This is a genomic window from Nostoc sp. (assembly GCF_054880495.1).
In genome coordinates this window covers 147,645-167,080 of record NZ_JBTYKD010000104.1, presented here as the reverse complement: position 1 = coordinate 167,080, position 19,436 = coordinate 147,645, and the positions used below count along the sequence as shown (strand labels likewise).

At 41.2% G+C, this 19,436-nt stretch carries 10 protein-coding genes; 4 read left to right on the top strand and 6 right to left on the bottom strand.

The features are described 5' to 3' along the window. Positions 1-2: 2 nt before the first annotated feature. The 3 genes from ACYTXL_RS12405 to ACYTXL_RS12395 are packed head-to-tail and all read right to left on the bottom strand — an operon-like array spanning position 3 to position 10,223. Entirely contained in the window at positions 3-3,719 is a 3,717-nt protein-coding gene (locus tag ACYTXL_RS12405; protein ID WP_461925003.1) for a DUF6079 family protein, read from the bottom strand. Between the two features lie 28 nt (positions 3,720-3,747). Beyond that, positions 3,748-7,602: a BREX-3 system P-loop-containing protein BrxF gene (gene brxF / locus ACYTXL_RS12400; RefSeq protein WP_461925002.1), complete on the bottom strand. Its 3,855-nt coding sequence runs from the start codon at positions 7,600-7,602 to the stop codon at positions 3,748-3,750. Beyond that, positions 7,599-10,223, bottom strand: a complete 2,625-nt coding sequence (locus ACYTXL_RS12395) for a PD-(D/E)XK nuclease family protein (protein WP_461925001.1) — start codon at positions 10,221-10,223, stop codon at positions 7,599-7,601. The genes brxF and ACYTXL_RS12395 overlap by 4 nt, the downstream gene beginning before the upstream one ends. Before the next feature lie 404 nt (positions 10,224-10,627). Here ACYTXL_RS12395 and ACYTXL_RS12390 point away from each other — a divergent pair, with 404 nt between their 5' ends. From ACYTXL_RS12390 to ACYTXL_RS12380, 3 genes are all read left to right on the top strand, one after another. Beyond that, entirely contained in the window at positions 10,628-11,056 is a 429-nt protein-coding gene (locus ACYTXL_RS12390) for a hypothetical protein (protein ID WP_461925000.1), read from the top strand. Between the two features lie 90 nt (positions 11,057-11,146). Beyond that, positions 11,147-11,407, top strand: coding sequence for a hypothetical protein (locus tag ACYTXL_RS12385; protein ID WP_461924999.1), 261 nt, complete (start codon positions 11,147-11,149; stop codon positions 11,405-11,407). Between the two features lie 186 nt (positions 11,408-11,593). Then, a complete protein-coding gene (locus ACYTXL_RS12380) occupies positions 11,594-14,185 on the top strand; it encodes a chloride channel protein (RefSeq protein ID WP_461925036.1) in 2,592 nt (863 codons plus the stop codon). A 364-nt stretch (positions 14,186-14,549) separates the two neighbouring features. On the opposite strand, the gene ACYTXL_RS12375 is transcribed toward ACYTXL_RS12380, so the two are convergent. After that, positions 14,550-15,950 (bottom strand): sensor histidine kinase, encoded by a 1,401-nt coding sequence (locus ACYTXL_RS12375; protein WP_461924998.1) that lies wholly within the window; start codon positions 15,948-15,950, stop codon positions 14,550-14,552. A 454-nt stretch (positions 15,951-16,404) separates the two neighbouring features. Here ACYTXL_RS12375 and ACYTXL_RS12370 point away from each other — a divergent pair, with 454 nt between their 5' ends. Beyond that, on the top strand, positions 16,405-18,330 hold the full coding sequence (locus ACYTXL_RS12370) for a transglycosylase domain-containing protein (RefSeq protein ID WP_461924997.1): 1,926 nt from the start codon (positions 16,405-16,407) through the stop codon (positions 18,328-18,330). Between the two features lie 23 nt (positions 18,331-18,353). Here the strand turns inward: ACYTXL_RS12370 and ACYTXL_RS12365 are convergent, their stop codons facing one another. Both ACYTXL_RS12365 and ACYTXL_RS12360 read right to left on the bottom strand, forming a co-directional pair. After that, positions 18,354-18,650: a hypothetical protein gene (locus ACYTXL_RS12365; RefSeq protein ID WP_292793245.1), complete on the bottom strand. Its 297-nt coding sequence runs from the start codon at positions 18,648-18,650 to the stop codon at positions 18,354-18,356. A gap of 19 nt (positions 18,651-18,669) precedes the next feature. Beyond that, positions 18,670-19,107 (bottom strand): RrF2 family transcriptional regulator, encoded by a 438-nt coding sequence (locus tag ACYTXL_RS12360; protein WP_461924996.1) that lies wholly within the window; start codon positions 19,105-19,107, stop codon positions 18,670-18,672. Positions 19,108-19,436 lie beyond the last annotated feature (329 nt).

Here is a 19,436-nt window from a genome sequence, read left to right as displayed (position 1 = left end):
TCCTACTCCACAACAATCCTTACCTTAGCTGAATCCTTACCTTTTGTTAGGTGACTAAGATAATCTTCAAACCGCTTTCTCATCTCTTGCACAGTACAAGGCGAACCTCCAGCTAGCAAAGCCTTTTGTAAGTCTTGCGACTTCACCACCACTTTCGCCAAACCGGAAAGCACTTCCTTAACTGCTTGAATAAACTCATTTGTTAGGGGGTTAGGTAGAGCCTGCGATGTCAAAAACTCATCTACTAACTGTCTTTGCTCAGTTTTGAGTAAATTCAAATTTTCTCGCGTTGTCGGGTCTTCCAAATTTGCCAGTAGTGTCTGCGTCCAGTTAGCCAAAATTTGATCTAACTCAGCTTCAATCTCTCCTAAATTGCTACTAGCAGGTATCTCTATTGCCTCAGTTGCCGGTTTAAACTGACAGTGAGGACAAATTGCTGTGGCTTGCAATTCCTGTTCAGTCAATACTGCACAAGTTTTCAAACTTGCCAGATTATTTTGCCAATCCCGGAACTGACTAGCTGGCATTAAATCTATTGTCGTCAATTTCTGTAAACTTTGCGATCGCACATCTTTAAGCAACTGGGTTTTGAGCCTGCCTTCATTTACACCTAGTCGCGCAGTAGTATGCAATGCCATGTAATTTTGGATGTAATGCTGCTTCAGGTCTGTTAGTTTTTGCAAGCTTTGCTGGCGAAAACTAGCTGTAGAACGCTTGTGGGAATTTAAGATATCTGTCAGAATTTCTCCCTGCAACTGTCGCATTTTAGCTAACCAAGGATGTTCACTCGGTAACACTGCCTCGGCTATTGTCAGGTAAGATGCAATTGCTCCCAAATTAGTGAGTAAATCTTGTAGTGCGGTAATTTCTGCCAGGGTTTGCAAACCACTACGGTGTGTAGTGATTTCTTGCTCTTCATAGCGGAAGTTTTTCAGCTTACCTGGAGTAGTAAAAGATTGCAGTGACTCCAGAAAAGTTTTAGTTCGGTCTAAATTAGAGCGATATTCATTTTGTAATACATCAGTTAAAAGATTTCGTCCCCAGAAAATTAACCCAGTTTGTAATTTCTGCCGTGCTAATACAATTTGATTAACTGTTTCAGTAACAGCTTTCTGCAATTCTTGAACTGCTTCATCTTTACCCTGAGTGATCAACTGAGCCATTCCTGGTGTCAATCCTAATAGCTCAAATAATGCTCTCAGTGCAGGTAAATTCCAATCTTTCGGTTGTTCAAGGTGCTTAAAGTCAATTAATTCCTCAACAGAAGTAGTTACCAAAATATCCAAATTATTAGCATCAAACTTGTTACCTGGAACTGCTAATACTATATCCCCGTTGTAAACTAATGCCGCCAACAAAACCACTACCCACTGAGGTTCTAGGCGATATTGACCAGGAGCCATATACTCCACACCCAACACATCCTGAATAATTTCTACACGGTTGAGAACTTGGCCAGAACCCTTTTGCTGTAGAAGAGACAAAATATACTTGGCATATTTGGAGCTATGAACATCGAGCTTGTCGCCATCGAGTAATTCTAAAGCATAAAGAACTGCGATCGCTTGCTGGGTTTTGCTGCTACCCTTAATAAAACCCAATGCGGCCTGTGCAGCTTGGCTTCTGTTCGCACTGGTAATCAGCACATTAAAAGTAGGATATTCTGGTGCTTGATCGGTAAAATGACCAGCCAAACAGCCAGAACTAATTGTATTGAGAAGATCGCGTACATTTGCACGCGCACCACTCGCTGTTTTAACACCCTTCATCCATTCCAAAAATGATTTACTTTTTCCTTGGTGAGTAACTTCAAAGGCTGTTGTTATATGTTCTTGCAGCCAATTAACCAAATTACGTAAAAAGCTTTTTGCCTTATCTTCATAACTTCTCTTCGCTTGTCCCGATGAAGTTGAACCTAAGTCTAATGCAGCTGCATACTTGTTCAAATTCTGCCGAAAGGTATCATCAGGCTTTGCTAATTCAAAGAAAACCTCGTCAGCATTTTTTTCTTTTTTATAAGATGGCGGTGGCGGGTCAAAAGGTGGAATAAAGTACAGATAAAAATCTGTTGATGGAACTGCGGTAGAACGGTCATTTGGCGCACCAAAAAACAAATAGCCTTGGCGAGTAGCTTTTTTGGTTGTCCACTCTAACTCATGCTCCCAAATGCGATAACCAGTGACATAAGTTTGGTCTGTGCATTCCAGCACCTGCTGGAGCGCTAAAAAATAATATTTGTCTAACTGTGAACTATCGAGACTCTCCGATCGTTTATCAATTAAAGCATCGTAATCATCTGTTTTCTTTAAATCAATATAATATTGACGGTTATTAGTGTTAGAAGAAATAAACTGCCCACTAACCGTTTTATAAATTTCCCGCAATACCGTTTCAATTTGGGAGAGCAAATCATCCGCAGGCTCACCCCCTAACTCTGCTACTACTGGGTCATAAAGACATAAACTGTCTCTTAACTCATCTGGTGTTGCACCCAAAGGTGAGTAAATATCTCCTAGAGTTAAACGATGTACTGATAGCGCGGCGATAATTCGCAATGCCATTGGCTTATAGATAGGACGAGTCAAAGCTTGCTGAATGCGTCCTTCTAGCACCTGGGAACAATCAATCACTGCGCGAATATCAGGAACTGCGCGGAAGGAAGAGTTTTCTTTGAGATTATCCCAGTAGCTATCGTAAGCAATTAAACCCGGTGCATCTTGCGGCATATTTTGGCTGACCAATTTTTGCATCATCAGAGACAGAGTTTTCAGCACTTCCCGCTTTTCAGCAACAGTAATTCGCTCAAATGTATCAATATAATCCGGGTGGATGGGAAACAGCCTGACAAATTCATCCATTCGCTCGTTCATATTGCCGTAGAACTTTGCGAAAGGAGTTAAATGCTCTCGAATTTTTGTTAGTTGGTCTGCGGTTTTCTTTAACAGACGTTCTGCAACTACATATTTAATATCTCTACGAGCAATTAATATTTGCTCAAAACGGTCTTTAACTCGGCGAATTGCATCAGCTACAAATGCAAAACGAGGATTATCAAATAAAGTTTCTTGCAAACCTGCAATAATGCGGAACCTCAAATCTTTGCAAACTTCGCCCAATTCCCGCAAAAAACTGAGGTCGAGAAATAGCGCTTGGTCTTTACGACTGCGTAAATAGTCTAGGAGTTCATCTACCACAAACAGCAAACCTTGCTCAGGAAACTGTTCCTGAAAAAGCGCCATCATATCTTCAAATGCACCCTTATGATTAGAGATTGTATCCCTTGAGGGAAACTGAAATCCAATCCCCCAAGTTAAGAGTGCTTCTTCTAACTGAGAACAGACAACTTCTCGCAAATCCATTGTTGTCGAACCCAGTTCTATGCGAATCACCTTGAACTTACCAGCAATGGGACGCGCACTTTCAGCAACTTGAGGATTTTGCAGATAGCTAGAAAGTTCTGTATGTTCTGCGATCGCACTTATCACTGACATTAAATGCGACTTGCCAGTACCGTAATTTCCGACAACCAGAATACCTTTATTATCAGCAGGCTGCTCAAATTGCAAATTCGGAAAAACTACAGATGCTAGACGATCTGCCATTTCTTGAGAAATTACATAAGTGGAAACCAGTCGCTGTGCCTCAGCTAATTCACTAGCATCCTGTAATTGAATTACAGTCTCAATCGGCTCAAATTGAATTAACTCACCGTATTTCATAGCAGCATTTTTACTCTAGTTATTAGCTTTAGCTGGCTTCCATCTGTTCGAGGTTAACGATTAAAAAATCCTCTACAGGATAACGACGGTACTCAGGATGTCCTGATTCAGCATAAATTAAGTTATTGTTCTCAATATTACCGTGCCATCTAGCCACAATGGTACGATTGCGGGCTAATTTTTGGAGACACTTTAATGGCTCAAGGTTGAGAGAAGTATCAAACAGAATCTCCAAGTGTTCTAAAAAAATTACCCTATTATCAGGATTCCCAATTATTTTTCTTAATAACTCTTCTGCTTTTAAAAAATGCTGCCGTTGTGTCACCTCTAGTAACTCTCGACTCAATTCTAGGTTGACATTTATGTATCTATTGTTACCGAATTCGGCAATTTTTTCAAAGTTGATTTTTTGAGTGCGATCGCTTTGCCTGCCGCAGGCATCACATGGAACTATAATCAGCCGATAGTACAGTTCTGCGGCTTGGGGAAAATAGCTGCTAATTTTTGTGGATATTAATTCATATTCAGCAATATTTGGTTGTTCAGGCTGCGTGTTCACCTCAGACGATAACTTTGCGGATGAAGAAGAATTTTCATTTGTTTCCCTGTCTTCCTGATCCTGAGTTTCTGTGTCTGCCATTTGAAAGGCAGTTGACTCTACTGCGTCATCTGTTGCTTGATAACGTTCGTCGCAAATTTCCTGATATGCACAAAAGCCGCAATTAGCGTGGGAAGAATTAGCCAGGAAATTTCCATCCCAAATCTGTTGAACTAAAATTTCTGCCTCTTGACCAGTGTTTTGCAATTCTTCAATGCTAAATGAGTGCAAATAATCATGCCGCAGGTAAGCTATGTGAGCATTAGTGCTTCCTGTTGCTTGTGCATAAGCCCAAAGCTGAAAGCGGTGATGTTGTGGGTCTATTTCTTGGTCAGTTTTGAAATCTAGAACCCAGTCTTCTCCTAACAAATCAACAATACCGTTAAAGGTCAAGCGCCCAATATTCAAATTTACAGGCAATTCCCACTGCCCTTTTTGAAACAAGGCAAAATCTGCCACCTCATCAAATCGCCGTGCTAGCTGCAAAGCCTCATCAACATATTCTTTTGCCAAACTAACGTCAAATCCTGCTAGTGTTTCTAAGTCGCGGATATCCCGTTCTAAAGCCAAGTGTGCCAAAGTTCCGACTCGCCTTGCCCTTCCAACACCTGAGCCAATCCCTGGATGACCTTGTATAAACCGATAAGCAAACCGTTTGGGACATAAGGCATACTCACTTAAAGCAGTGACAGGCAATTCAAATAAACCCGATCCGACAGAATTGATTAGTAAACTATGAGGTTCTGGTGGTAAAGGCGGTTCTGGTGGCACCGGGGGTTGTGCTAATTCTGAATTAAAAGGAATAGTATTTATAGAAATTCCCGCAGCAGCTAAACCAGTGGACAGCCTAGATAAACTCCCACCAGATTCATCGGTTGCAGTCAGAATTAGTTGATCTCGCGCACGGGTTAAAGCTACATACAGTACCCGCAACGCCTCTGCTTCTTCCCTTCTTTTACGCAAATGCTCCAAACAAACGTAAAGCACAGGTTTTTGAGTTTCACCTTGCTCATCCTCTAGCTTCAAAGCAACACCGTATGCAGGATCAAAGTAAACTGTTTCGCTGGGATGGGATTGGGAACGAGCTAAATCAGGAATAACTACTACTGACCACTCCAACCCTTTAGCAGCATGGATAGTCATTAAAGCCACTGCATCATTAGCTGATAAAGGTAAACGGGGTATTTCTATTTCTGCTGCTGCTAACCGCTTGAGACGACGGACTGCGGCAAACACATCACTACTGCCATGTTCTAACTGCTGTACTAATTCTAGAAAACCTCGCCAGTCAGCTTCTCGCCGTGCTGCACCCGGTAAGTTAGTAATGACAGCAGTGTAACCAGTTAGATGATTTGCTAGTTGCAAAAGGCGAGTTGGGGGTTCTAAATTGCGATCGCGCAACAGTTGACCCAATACAAGTATTGGTCGCTGCAATTCAGGAATATCAGATGATTTTAGTTTTTGCCACCAGTTAGTTTTCGATTCTTCGTCTTTTTCTGTGGTCTTCTTTTCCTCTTGGCTTTGAATGAAAGTAAACAGAACTCTATCACTAACTGCAAAAAACGGACTACGCAGCACTGCCACTAAAGCTAAATCGTCACTGGGATCAGCCAAAAAACGCAACAATGCCCAACCATCTTTAGCTTCCCTTGTGGCCAGTAAATTACCACCGCCAGCCAAAGCGACAGGAATTCCCACACTTTCCAAAGCTTCGCCGTAAACTTCCAACGGTTCCCATGTGCGAGACAATATTGCAATATCTCCAGCCAGCATTGGACGCAACATCTGAGTTTTTTTATCGTAAACCGGGGTTTGGTCATCTAGCATTTGTCTGAGTAGTTCCGCTATATGACAAGCTTCTACTCTTAAACGCTGAGGTTTATTGATGTCTGACTCGGCTTGTACTGTATAAACTTGTACTGGTGGGTAAGAATTAGGGCAGTCTGCGCGATGAGCATCTAAATTTTGGTGTATATTACCTAGCAATGGGGCAAATATATTGTTGATATTATCCACCAGTAGTTTGTGAGTGCGGAAGCTAGTGGTTAAAATCTCTTCATTTCCACCACAACTGGTAATGCGATCGCGCCAACTATGAAATACTTCAACATCAGCACGGCGAAACCCATAAATTGATTGTTTAGCATCCCCGACTATAGTTAGTAAAGTATTTTGCGTCAGTAATTGTAATATCTCCGACTGAACAGGGTTAGTATCTTGAAATTCATCGACTAAGAAAGCCTGCCACCGTTGAGCATAATAAAACTGTACTTGCTCATCTTGTAAAGCTCGCAGTGCGCCAATTTCTAAATCTGCAAAGTCCAAAACACGAGAACGGTGTTTCTCTTGATTAATATGTCTTTGTACTAAACTAAACGCTTCTTGCAGTGCTGGTAGCATAGTCTTTAACTGCTCATCAGCCACACCAAATTCTAGAGTTACTAAACCATCTTTAAGAGCTTTTTGGACTAATTCTCGCAGTTCATTGATAGTTTTTTTAACAATTTCTAAGGCTCCCTCTGGCCAATTCTTTTTACTACCAAAATTAATTTTGAGTCCAGCTATCACCAATAGCGATTCTATAATATTTTCTCCCGACTCTACAGCATTCATTGCTTGCAAAGCTGGTTGACGGGTTTCTACTTCCAAGCGATCGCTTGCTTGTCCCACATAAGTTTGTAAAGTGATGCGTGCTTGTTTCCAAGTTGGATGCTGCAACAACTCACGAAGAGCTTTTGCTTGTAACTCCTGTGCCAATTGCTGCCATTTTTCAGTACCCTGTACTAAAGCTTTCTCAGCAGCAATTGGGTCTTTAAGTAATGTCTGCAAACTTTGGGACATCAAAGAGTAAGGAATTTTTTCGTAAAGCTCTACTGGCAAAGAATCCAATGCTTCATCTAACCACTGGCTTACCCAAAGAATTCCCTCCAGTTTATCTAAAACTGTAAAATCAGGTGGCACATCCGCAGCTTGGGAATGTTCCCGACAGATTCGCATTGCCAAAGCGTGGATAGTACTAATTTGAGCCGCCTCAAGTTCTGCCAATAAGTCAGAACGTTCTGGTAATTCCTGACTGACTAAAAGACGAATGCGCGATCGCAACTCCGCAGCCGCTTTTTCTGTATATGTAACTGCAACAATCTCTAAAGGTGAAAACTCACGCACCCGCAAATGATACAAGTAGCGTTCGGCAAGCATATAGGTTTTACCAGTGCCCGCACCTGCTATGACTGCAACACTACCATTGGCATAGGCTGCTTTTTGCTGTTGTTCAGTCAAACTCATAGGTTAATTCCTTTGCGGCTTTGGCGAGAACCTTTACGACAAACTAAGTCGTAAGGACAATACTGACAGGCATCTTGATCGACATCCGGTTCAACTGCGTAATATCCTGTGTGCAAGAAAGTTTTGATTTTTTGAGCGATCGCTTCTAGTGTTTCTTGGCTTGGTTGTTTCTTAGGAAGCTTTTTGCCCTTGGTTACAGAATAATAATAAGCTTCATGTACTGTTTCCCCAGGAAATAAAGTTGTACTAGCGAAGTGAATATATAGAGGTAGTTGAATATCTACATTAGCTTTACCAGATTCATCTTTGATACCCTTTGGCACTTGAGAACTGGTTTTGTAATCTAATAAAACTAAACCTTGGGGAGTGCGGTCTATTCTATCAATTACACCTTTAATATTTAAGCCGTGCCATTCTCCACTAAACTCTTTCTCTACATGGAAAAACTCTGCCTCTGATTGACGAAAATCAGCTTGCACACAGGCACGCCCTAAAACTTTTAAATGTTCTATTCTCCGAGCTTCCCAGGCTGACAAGACAGGTAACTCTAAATCTTGTTCTGCTTGCACAAAAGCAGATTGTAAATTCTCTGTAATTCTGGTTAAATCTGAAGTATTTAATAAAGCTAGTTCCAAACTACGGTGATACAGAGAACCTCTTAATCCTGAACTTAATTCTTCTTCAGCTTCTTCCAACTCTGCCAATTTTAAAACTTTATTAGCAAACCATTTAAAGGGACATTGACCCAAAGCAGTTAGTTGAGATGCACTAAATACTCGTCGATCCGGGTCTAATGGCAGACCAATTACTCCATCATACTCATCATAAGGGTCTGCTCCTTCTCTTCGTTTTTCCACATTCCAAGCATGAACTGCCTGTGGTAAAACATCATCGTCTGGTAAAATTTCACGTCGAAGATAAATTTGTCGTGCCTCTTCTAAGCTGGCAACAGGTAAAGGTGGAGGTTGCACAACTTCCAATCTCAATCGGGACAAATAAGGACTGGGTAAAGTGGCTTCCTTACCAATCAGCTGCGGATAAGAAAAAGTCAAGCTTTGGGTAGGAGTTTGTAGTAAAGCGTAGAATGAAATTAATTCTCTTCGCGCTGCTTGTGCCGCATCCTCAAACTCAAACCCCTGTTGGCGCAGTAGTTTACGTTCATAGAAATCCAATATTGGGTCATCTTGTACTAGCGCTGGTAAAATACCTTCTACTGCACCCAAGACAAAAACGTGCTGAAATTTTGCTCCAAATAAGGAAAGGGGTGTATGTAATTCCACACCTCCTCTACCAGGTTGGGCAGGCACTGTCACCAGTGCTAAACTGCCCATAACATCCGCAGCAAATTCTCCGAAAGTGATGACCTCCTCTTCTGGTTTCGACAAGTCCACCAGCACTTCCTGAAATTCATAATAAGCAACAATCTCCCTAGCCCAACGTCCTGCACCTTGACGCAAGTTAAACTTATTCAATACATCTTGCATCCGTTCTACCCAATTAGCGCGAGTATCTTCGTACTGCCAATCGAGCAGGGAAAGGTTAACGCCCAAACTTTGCCATGCCAAAAGGTCAGATGGATGCTGTTTACGAGCTTCTTGCCAAACTTGGGCAGACAAAAAAGAACACAAGGGATGCCTAAGCAATCTGGCAGTTAACTCAAAGGGAAATTTTTCTTCGATAACTTCCAATAGTAACTGCACCCAAGCTCCCAGCCTAGTGGCGTTTAACGGTACTCCATAAAGAGCGCGTACTGGTAATTTGTACTCGTAAGCTACATCTAACACTGACGGGCCATAGAGTGTATCATCCCTAGCTACAAGCACAATTTCATTTGCTGGCGTTCCTTGGCTGAGAAGATTTTTTACCTGGGCTAACGTGCCGCGTACCTCTGATTCCAAGTGTGGATAAATGTAGGCTTTGACATCAGGGGGAACTATTGTTGTATTAAGGAAACAATTTTGCAGTTGCTCGCCTAGTGAAATAGTCGTTTCTTCCAAGGCTTGTACTTCCCAGCCCTTCTGCTGTAACCATTCCACAGCTTTTTTAGTATCGACAAAGTTGCTAGACTCTGGACAAGGCAATACCATCACACTGTCATCATCTGCGATCGCATTTAAAAAGTTAAGTTGGTCAATGCGCGGATGAAAGTAACCATAAATCAGAACGGGTTGACGTTTGGTAATAACGTTACTAGCCTGCCACAGAACTTCAGCAGGATCTATCATGCCCTCCTCTCTCAGCAAACTTACGTATGTTTGAGTCAAAAGAGCTAGTTGTTTAGTACGGTTACTATTAGCAGCAGCCAATGATTTTAGATTAATTCCGGCACGCAATATAGCTTTGACGGCAGAAGACAGAGCGCGTGTAGTTCCTTCAACATCAGATGTTTGAATAACTGTACCTACTGCTGTATGCAGCAAGCGTAATGCGATTAGTATTGGTGCAACTCGAATACCTGCTTTTAGCAAACTTTGTTTTCCCAAAGTTTCTAAGCTTTGGTGTGGTACTTTTAATGCTCGTGCTGCAAGTGAAGTTGGGGTAATTACCTGAAGATAAGGATACTTAGCTAACTGCTGGATTAAATAGCTATGAGGTAGGCTGAAGTCAACAAGTCGCTTCATTTAATTATGGTTGCCAATTTTTGAGGTTCAGTTTTGGCTTCCCTATGATGAAAGTCCATCTTCCTTGAGTTATAACCTCAGTACTCATAACTGTCTATACATCTCATACCGAATCACGAGATGCGATCGCCGGATTAAGCGATCGTGATTCTTATTTGCACACTATGGAAACAAAAATTTTGTGCGTGTACAAATGCTGCGATCGCTCCATGCTAGCGGCTATAGGTAAAGTGAAATAGAGTGCGATGCCTGCGGTGGGCGGTTACGCCATCGCATCCCTCGCTTTCCTCAAGCTGTTGATTCAGCTTTACACTTGGGATGCGTAGGCGCAGCCCGCCGTAGGCATCGCCACTGAATTTTGAAGCAAATATTCCCAAATCCTTACAGGGAAAACGTTTGCAAAATTGTACAACTTTTTTATACTTCTACAGCAGGCGATTTTAGCTGACGAGGAAGAGAAGAAGCTGGTTTTGTCCTCGGATATTCGATTTAAGGATTTTGAGCCGCAGCTACTTGATGGGTATGCCATGCTGCTGCTGGAGAATAACCCTGAACTAGCAGAGCAGATTTTGGCTGAGAAACCATCTGCTCAAACTGAGTCCCAGACTGTTGAAACCACTGCAACCTTAACGCCTGTGACTACTCCAACCGATCAGGATTCACCTGATCTTATTCAGGACAGTGAACCACAAGTAGTAGACAGTACCGCATTGAGTTCGCTTGTTGCAGCTGGTTCAAGAGCGATCGACGGTTTGGTAGATACCAGTCAAAGCTTGATTTTTTTGGGGACACCGGGAGCAGGTAAATCTGTTTATCTTGACAGATTGTTCTAGTTCTATCGCTTCCCACTTGGAGCTAAAACCACTGTTTGGATAGGACCAAGGGCACTGGCACCAGCGGCTTTTACCCCGACACTCAATCCCTTGATTGGTAAGGGTCAAACTGGTACTCTTTCCCGGTTTGCACTCTTTAACCCTGTAATTTACCGGACTGGCTTTGATGGCGCTGGTTTAGCTTTTGCTTATCGGTTTAATAATCAGATCCGACTCAGTGCAGGTTATGTAGTAGATGACGGTCTAGCTAATAACCCTGCTGGTGATGCAACTAATAGAGGAGGGCTGTTTGGTAATTCCTATTCGGCCGTTACTCAATTAACCTTCACACCTAGTCGTAAAAGCCGCTAACAAATACCCACTTTCAAGCAGTACAAGATGTCACAAGTTTTGTACTGCTACTGCACATATCTATCTTTAGGCATAGAAAAATTTCATTCTGATTTCATTTTCTTATGAAACTCTATGAATAGGGTGAACGGTAAGACATTTCAGATATTTATATACCTTCATTGGTGACAAGTGATTGCTAAAAATATGTTAGCCAGGGGTAAAATTCTCTGGTTGAGGCTTTCCCGTCAACTGCTTCAACCGAGGCGCTTGGCTTTCGTGGAAGCTTGCCTGATTGGTCTAGTTTCTGGGTTAGCGGCAGTTCTGTTAGGACAGGCAGTGGATTGGGCAGGCGCATTGCGAGTGCGTATTTCTTACCATTGGCCTGCCTACTTAGTATTACCAGCTATTGGACTAGTAGGGGGACTTTTAGCTGGTTGGCTAGTAGAACGCTTTGCACCTGAAGCATCAGGTAGTGGAATGTCGGAAGTGAAAGCGGTATTGGCTCGCGTACCGATGCCGTTAAATCTGCGGATTGCTTTGGTGAAGTTGATCAGCGCTACGTTAGTGTTGGGTTCGGGAATGCCTTTGGGACGGGAAGGGCCAACTGTCCAAATTGGGGCAGCCTTGGCAAATCAACTTAGTAACTGGGTACCGACTTCACCAGAGCATCGTCGCCAACTGATCGCCGCCGGAGCCGGGGCGGGATTAGCTGCGGCTTTTAATGCACCGATCGCAGGTGTGCTTTTTGTAGTGGAAGAATTGCTCCAAGATGTGTCAGGTATCACTCTTGGTACTGCGATTTTGGCTTCTTTCATCGCTTCAGTCATCTCCCGGCTTTATGGTAGCCACAACCTGGATCTAAATCATTTAAATTTAGGTCTTCCCGATACAACTTTCTTCGCTCAGGAAATCCCTTTCTACTTGATTTTGGGAGTACTGGCGGGACTTCTAGGCATTCTATTTAATAAAGGTATCCTTGAGAGTCTAGCAATTAACCGCCGCCTGCTACATGTGAGTTTACCCTGGCGAATTGGAATTGCTGGGTTAGTCAGTGGTTTGGCGATCGCCTTGTTACCTGCTGCCTTTCGGGATCATGCTGGGCTGAGAGAAATTTTGCTTGCGGGTAATACTAACTGGTCATTTGCAGCGATCGCTCTTTTAGTTCAGTTTACCCTAATTATTTTTACCTACGGCTCTGGAGCGCCAGGGGGTTTACTAGTTCCAACCTTGGTGTTGGGAGCTGCCCTTGGTTATTTAGTGGGTGCTGTTGAACACAGTTTACTGGGAATGAGTGCTGCAACAGTCTATGCTCATGTCGGCATGGCTGCTTTTTTTAGCGCCGTCTCTAAGGTACCAATTACAGCAGTCGTCATTGTATTTGAGATGACAACAGATTTCAATCTGGTGCTACCGCTAATGATTGCGTCTGTGGTTGCCTATTTAGTAGCAGAAAAAATTGACCATCGATCGCTCTACGACCTTCTACTAGAGTGGAAAGGGATTCACATCACCAAGGAGCCTAGCACAGAGGGACTTCTAGCACAACTGAGTGCTGTAGATGTGATGCAACGGCGTGTGGAAACTCTCTCTAGCCAAATGAGTACTGATGAAGCAGTACAGGCATTTTCTGACTCTCACCATCGCAACTTCCCAGTTTTAGAGAATGGTAAAGTTGTTGGTATTATTACTCAAAAAGATTTAGTTAATATTGCTTCGCAACAGTTAGGCAAAGATACAACTATTAGCAAGATTATGACACCAGAGCCAGTGACAGTAACTCCCACAGCTACACTGGCTCATGTACTGCATATACTCAATCGTTATCACCTCAGCTGCTTGCCTGTTACAGAAGGTCGCAAGCTCATAGGAATTATTACTCGTAGTGATATTATCCGTGTAGAAGCAGAGCAACTGAGTGGTAATAGCGAACAAATAGAACGTAAATCAGCACCTTCTTATGTGGTTTACCAAACTCGCGCTCCAGCTACAGGCAAAGGAAGGTTGTTAGTACCACTTTCACATCCCCAGACAGCTGAGACTTTATTAGAAATGGCAGTTGCGATCGCCAAAGATCGCAATTACGAAATAGAATGCCTACAAGTGATTATCGTTCCGTCTAGCCGCATCCCATCGGAAACACCAGTGCAAACCGCCAAAAGTCTTCAACTTTTGCAACAGGCAATATTATTAGGAGAGAAATGGCGGATTCCCATTCACACCCAAATCCGAGTTACACATAATGTTGCTGGGGCAATTTTAGAGACTGTCAAAGATAGACATATTGATTTGGTGCTGATGGGATGGAAAGGCAGTACATCAACTCCTGGTAGAGTTTTTAGCCGAGTGGTGGATACCATAATTCGACAGGCAGGTTGTGATGTTATCTTGGCTAAATTAGATGATAAAAGATCCTTTGACCGTTGGTTGTTGCCAATGGCAGGTGGCCCTAACTCCAGCCAAGCAATTAAGTTATTACCTGCTCTGGCTTCTTTAAGTACATCACCTCAAATCAAGCTATGTCAGGTTTTCCAGCCTAATAACTCCATTCCTGATACAACATTACTAGATAAATCTGTTCACTTTCTGCAACGCCGAGTTAGTGGTAAAGTGGTAGCTACTCCAGTTCGTGCCAATTCTGTTTCTGATGCTGTCCTCAAGTGTGCAGAACAAGACAATAGTGATGTTATTGTTCTGGGAGCTAGCCGTGAAAGCCTACTGCAACAAGCGATTCAAGGAAATATTGCCGAGAATATTTCTCGCAAGAGTAATTGTACGGTTATCATGGTAAAAACTTAATTACATAGGCGCAACCCGTCCATCGGCGGCTGTAGTCACCGTGTAACCTTCTTTTTGTACTGTATAACTCAATACAGTTCAGTTAAGGATTTTTGGTACTGATTTTAGACATGTAGAGACGTAAAATTTCGCGTCTTTACTAAGGTTTTTGGGCTTAACTGAACGGTATTAGTGTATGGGTAAGACTGTCGCAAAGAGCCGCTTCATCATCTACAAGTAATACGTGTGGCATTGTTCATTCCAAATTAACCTTAGTTTTTTCTAATTATATTTTGTATTAACAGGTATATTTTTGACATCTTTCTCTCGAAATGAATTTGTTAAATAGTAAGGATAAAAACCTTATAACCAAGAAAATTTAAGTTTAATCATGACTGCTTAATTTACTCTTGACTATTACTGTTCCTTGTTGGGGAAATTTTATCGTAAAACTTGTTCCACCTCCTACTTCGCTATCTACATAAATTTCTCCATGATGTATTTCTAAACACTTTTTAACCACAGCAAGTCCTAGTCCACTGCCAACAATCTTGCCTACATTATTAGCACGATGAAAAGGCTCAAATAAATGCTCTTTAAATTCCGAAGGAACTCCTATACCATTATCTTTGACTTGGAAAAATATTGCGGATGATTCACAACTAAGAATTAAGAAAATACTTCCCTCTGGAGGTGAATATTTAATTGCATTTGAGAGTAAGTTACTCAGAACCGAATAAAGTATATTTTCGTCTAATTTGGCATGAGTACAGTTCCCTTGGCTGATAAATTTAATAGTATGCTGTTGTTGATTAGAAAATTGGAGGTCTTCTATCAAATTAATGCAAAATGCTTCCAAATCTATCAGTTCTGGATGAAATTCTAATTTCCCAGCTTCTGCCCTAGTCAAAGTTAAAATATCGGTTAGTAACTGGTTCATTGACCTAGCAGAAGATTGAATGCGATACAGATTTTTAAGTTTCTTCTCTTCCGTCCACTGCTGATTACTTTGAGCCAATAGTTGAGCCGACCCCAATATAATACTCAATGGTGTACGAAATTCATGGGATACCATTGAAAAAAAGCGTAACTTCAATTCGCTAAGTTCTTTTTCTTGAGCTAAAGTCTGTTGAATAGCTTCTGCTTCTTGGCGCTTTACTAATTGTTGATAAAGCAAGGCATAAACGCCTAATAAAATGGCAAAACTCAAGAAAGTACCGAGGAATTCAATCAACATCCGATTGCGGATATTCTCTTGGGAATGTCTGACCGAGATTTGTAGTAACTGTTCCTCCCTAGCTTGCATTTGAGTAAGCGTTTCGCGGATTTGATTACGGTTTTGGTTACTTTGAGTAACTAAAGGTGCTTGAATAGCAAAGCTTGATTTACCTGCTTCTCTGAGGTTAATCGACTGTTTAGATAATTGAACTCTTTGAGCAATAAGGAATTTTAGCTTCGTTATTTGCTGCTGTTGATAAGAGTCATCAGCAAGTTGTTGCTGCAATTTTTTAACTTTGGCATCCAGGCTTTGCATTGCCTGATAGTAACGTTTGAGTTCTGATTGCTCTCTATAAAGAATATAACCCCTGCGTCCGGCTTCTGCATCGGTTAGTGTAGCGAAGATGTCAATAACATTTTTCATTACCTCATGTGTGTCTTTCACCTGATTGCTACTTTCAATTAACTGAGTAGCATTTTGGTAAGAAATCAGACTAGCTGTACCCATTAATAATAAGCTCAAGCCAAAGCCAGAGGCAATCCATTTCCTTTCCAGTGACCATTTCATAGAAAAAATTAATTAATCATTAATGGTTCAGAGTCCATATCTTATCCAAGACCTTACATCAAAGTAAAGATTTTTCCAATATTAAGCTTAGTTAAAAAACTTTCTTACTAACCGATTTCTACCCGATTTTTGCCTTTTATCTCCACAACCAGTTGTTAAAATAGTAATTAAATTAAAACTCTCTTGCACTAAAATATCTCCAAATAAATTTAATTGTTTGTTTGGAGAATTTTAATTTTATATAGTAAGACTCATGTTTTATTTTAAAAAACTCATTACAACTCAAAAATCCAAACCCTTCTTGACCATTACCTGCTAAACCAAGTGAGTTATCTAAATCAAAGCGGGTTGATAGATTTTCATGAAATAAACTCTGATTATCTTATTCTATCATCTCTAATTTTTAGGCATCATACTGAGGATTTAAAAATATAAGTGAGGAAATTAAATTGCCGTGTCTTCATTTAAAACTTTTGAAGAGAAACAATCAAAAACTCAGACTTTACCTAGTTTTGAGTTTTTCAAAAGAGTTGGTCAAATAACTGGTGGCACACTCTTATCAATTACTATGCTATCAAGTTCCGTGCTGGCTGGAGGACTAGTCGGTTTAGCTATTAGTTTCCGCGATTTACCAGATGTTAGACAACTACGAAACTTTGTACCTTCAGAAACAACTTATATCTATGATATTAAAGGCAAGCTTTTAACACGTATACATGGGGAAGCTAATCGCCAAGTAGTGCCTTTAGATCAAATTTCCCCCAATTTAATACGAGCAGTATTAGCTAGTGAAGATAGTCGCTTCTACGAGCATCATGGTATTAATCCCGGTGGTATTGGACGTGCTGCATTAGTCAATTTTGCATCTGGGGAAGTGCGAGAGGGTGGTTCTACAATCACCATGCAGTTAGTAAAAAATATTTTCTTATCTCAAAAACGCGCTTTTACCCGAAAAATAGTAGAAGCAGTATTAGCAATTCGCTTAGAGCAAGTTATCAGTAAAGACCAAATATTAGAGATGTACCTCAATCAAGTTTACTGGGGTCACAATAACTATGGTGTTCAGACAGCAGCACGTACTTACTTTAAAAAATCAGCGCAAAATTTGACTTTGGGCGAATCAGCAATGATGGCGGGTTTGATTCAAGCTCCAGAAGAATTTAGCCCGTTTGTCAGCATGAAGTTGGCAAAACAAAAACAAAAAGAAGTATTGGGGCGAATGTTGGAATTAAATTGGATTACTCAACAAGAGTATAATGATGCTCTCAAACAACAAATAAAACTTGGTGAAATCAAGTCATTTCAAGGTAGTGCTTTGCCTTACGTTACCAATACTGTAGCCCAGGAATTAATTAAAAAGTTTGGGCATGAAACGTTGCTCAAAGGAGGAATGCACGTACAAACCACAGTAGATGCAGGCTTCCAAATGATGGCAGAAGAAACTATCAAGAAGTGGCATCAAACTCTTGAAAGTGAGGGATTAAACAATAATCAAATGGCTTTAGTGGCAATTGATCCTCGCACACATTTTATCAAAGCACTAGTGGGTGGTGTAGATTCAAAAACTAGCGAATTTAACCGAGCAACTCAAGCCCACCGTCAGCCAGGATCTTCTTTTAAACCGTTTGTTTACTATACTGCCTTTGCTAGTGGTAAATTTACACCAAATACAACAATCCTAGATACTCCAGTTAGTTATCGTGATGGTAACGGTTGGTATTATCCCCGAAACTACGATAATACATTTATGGGAGCAATACCGATTCGTACAGCCCTAGCCCAGTCTCGTAATGTCCCCGCAGTCAAAATTGGCAAAGCTGTGGGTATGAATAAAGTTATTGAAACTTGCCGTACTTTGGGAATTATGAGTCCGATGGAACCGGTGAGTTCTTTACCACTAGGTGCGATCGGTGTGACACCATTAGAAATGGCTAGCGCTTATGCAACTTTTGCTAATTACGGCTGGCGATCGCCTCCAACGATTATTGCCCGTGTTACTGATGGTAGTGGCAATGTGTTAATAGATAATACTCCTAAACCTCAGCGAGTTCTTGACCCTTGGGCATCAGCAGCAATTTTAGACGTAATGCAAACGGTAGTTAAAGAAGGAACTGGTAGAGGTGCAGATATAGGTCGTCCAGTTGCAGGAAAAACAGGTACAACTTCCTCAGAGAAAGATATTTGGTTTATTGGTACGGTACCGCAGTTAACAACTGCCATTTGGGTAGGGAGGGACAACAACCGACAATTATCTAGCCACGCGACAGGCGGAGGTATGGTTGCTCCTATTTGGCGTGATTTTATGCATAAGGCACTTAAGGGTGTACCAGTAGAAAACTTCCAGCCACCTTCTAATTTTCCTCGTCCGAAATCAAATTAAAAATGTTCTAAGCTGAGACGCATTTAATTTTTCCAGATGAAAACCTCACAGCAAGTCTTCAGAACTTTATACCTCATTGCTTCACTAGTAGGTATTCTCAACTTTTGATAAACGCCACTCAGTTGAACACGTTCTGGTGGTTGATGCAAGGTTGCACAGCATCTTTGCACTGCCGCTTGATATTCCCGCCATTGCTTACGAATGGCTACACTAGTGAGATCATTACCTAAGTCTTCAAATTTTAGCCCAGCCCGACTAAGCCAAATTTCCACATCAGTTGTTTCACCAAAAGGTTCGGAAAAAAGATTATTGTTAAACATTGTTACAATATTTACCTTTTTATATATAGTACATAAGTTCCCTTTGTTGACGTTTAGACCGTCTTTCCCAAAGGTCTTGGAGTGAATGCTTTTGGAAAACTAAGTTAGCTGATTGACAGGCTTCTTGCCAAACCTCCTCCACTATGCCCGATTCCATAGTTTCAATAGTTGTATTGTTGGCAGGTGCATCAATCTCTACTCCCTCTATGGCAGTCAAAACATCTAAAACTGTGATTTTTCGGGGGTCACGTGCTAAGATGTAGCCGCCCTTCGCGCCACGTATGCTATTAATTAAACCTCGACATCTTAATGTTGCTAGTAGTTGTTCTAAGTAGCGATTTTGTATACTTTTTAGCTCTGCTATTTGTTTAATTTGCATTGGATCGCCATTCTGGTAGGAATCTACCAATGCCAACATCGCTAGAAGTGAGTATTCAAATTTATTTGGTAGTCTCATCAGGCTAGATACTATACAAGCTTTTAAACTTGTAATTCTATCTAAACTCTAAAGTAATAAAGTAATACGAGCTATTTTGATTTTTTTTCAAAAAGATAAATAAGAATGATTGACAAAATAGTAATTTAAAGGTATGTGTGCGAGTTTTCAACTTCTAACACTGTTCTAATAAACTCTTGAAGCTATTAAAGAAAGTATTGTACTAACTATTATTTTTTCCTTGCACCTTTCGCCTTCTGCTCCCTCGGCTCCAACAGCTTGTCATAAGGGAGACAGGAGTATCTATTCTTTATACAAGAGTAACATAAGTAATAGGAAGCCAACTTAGA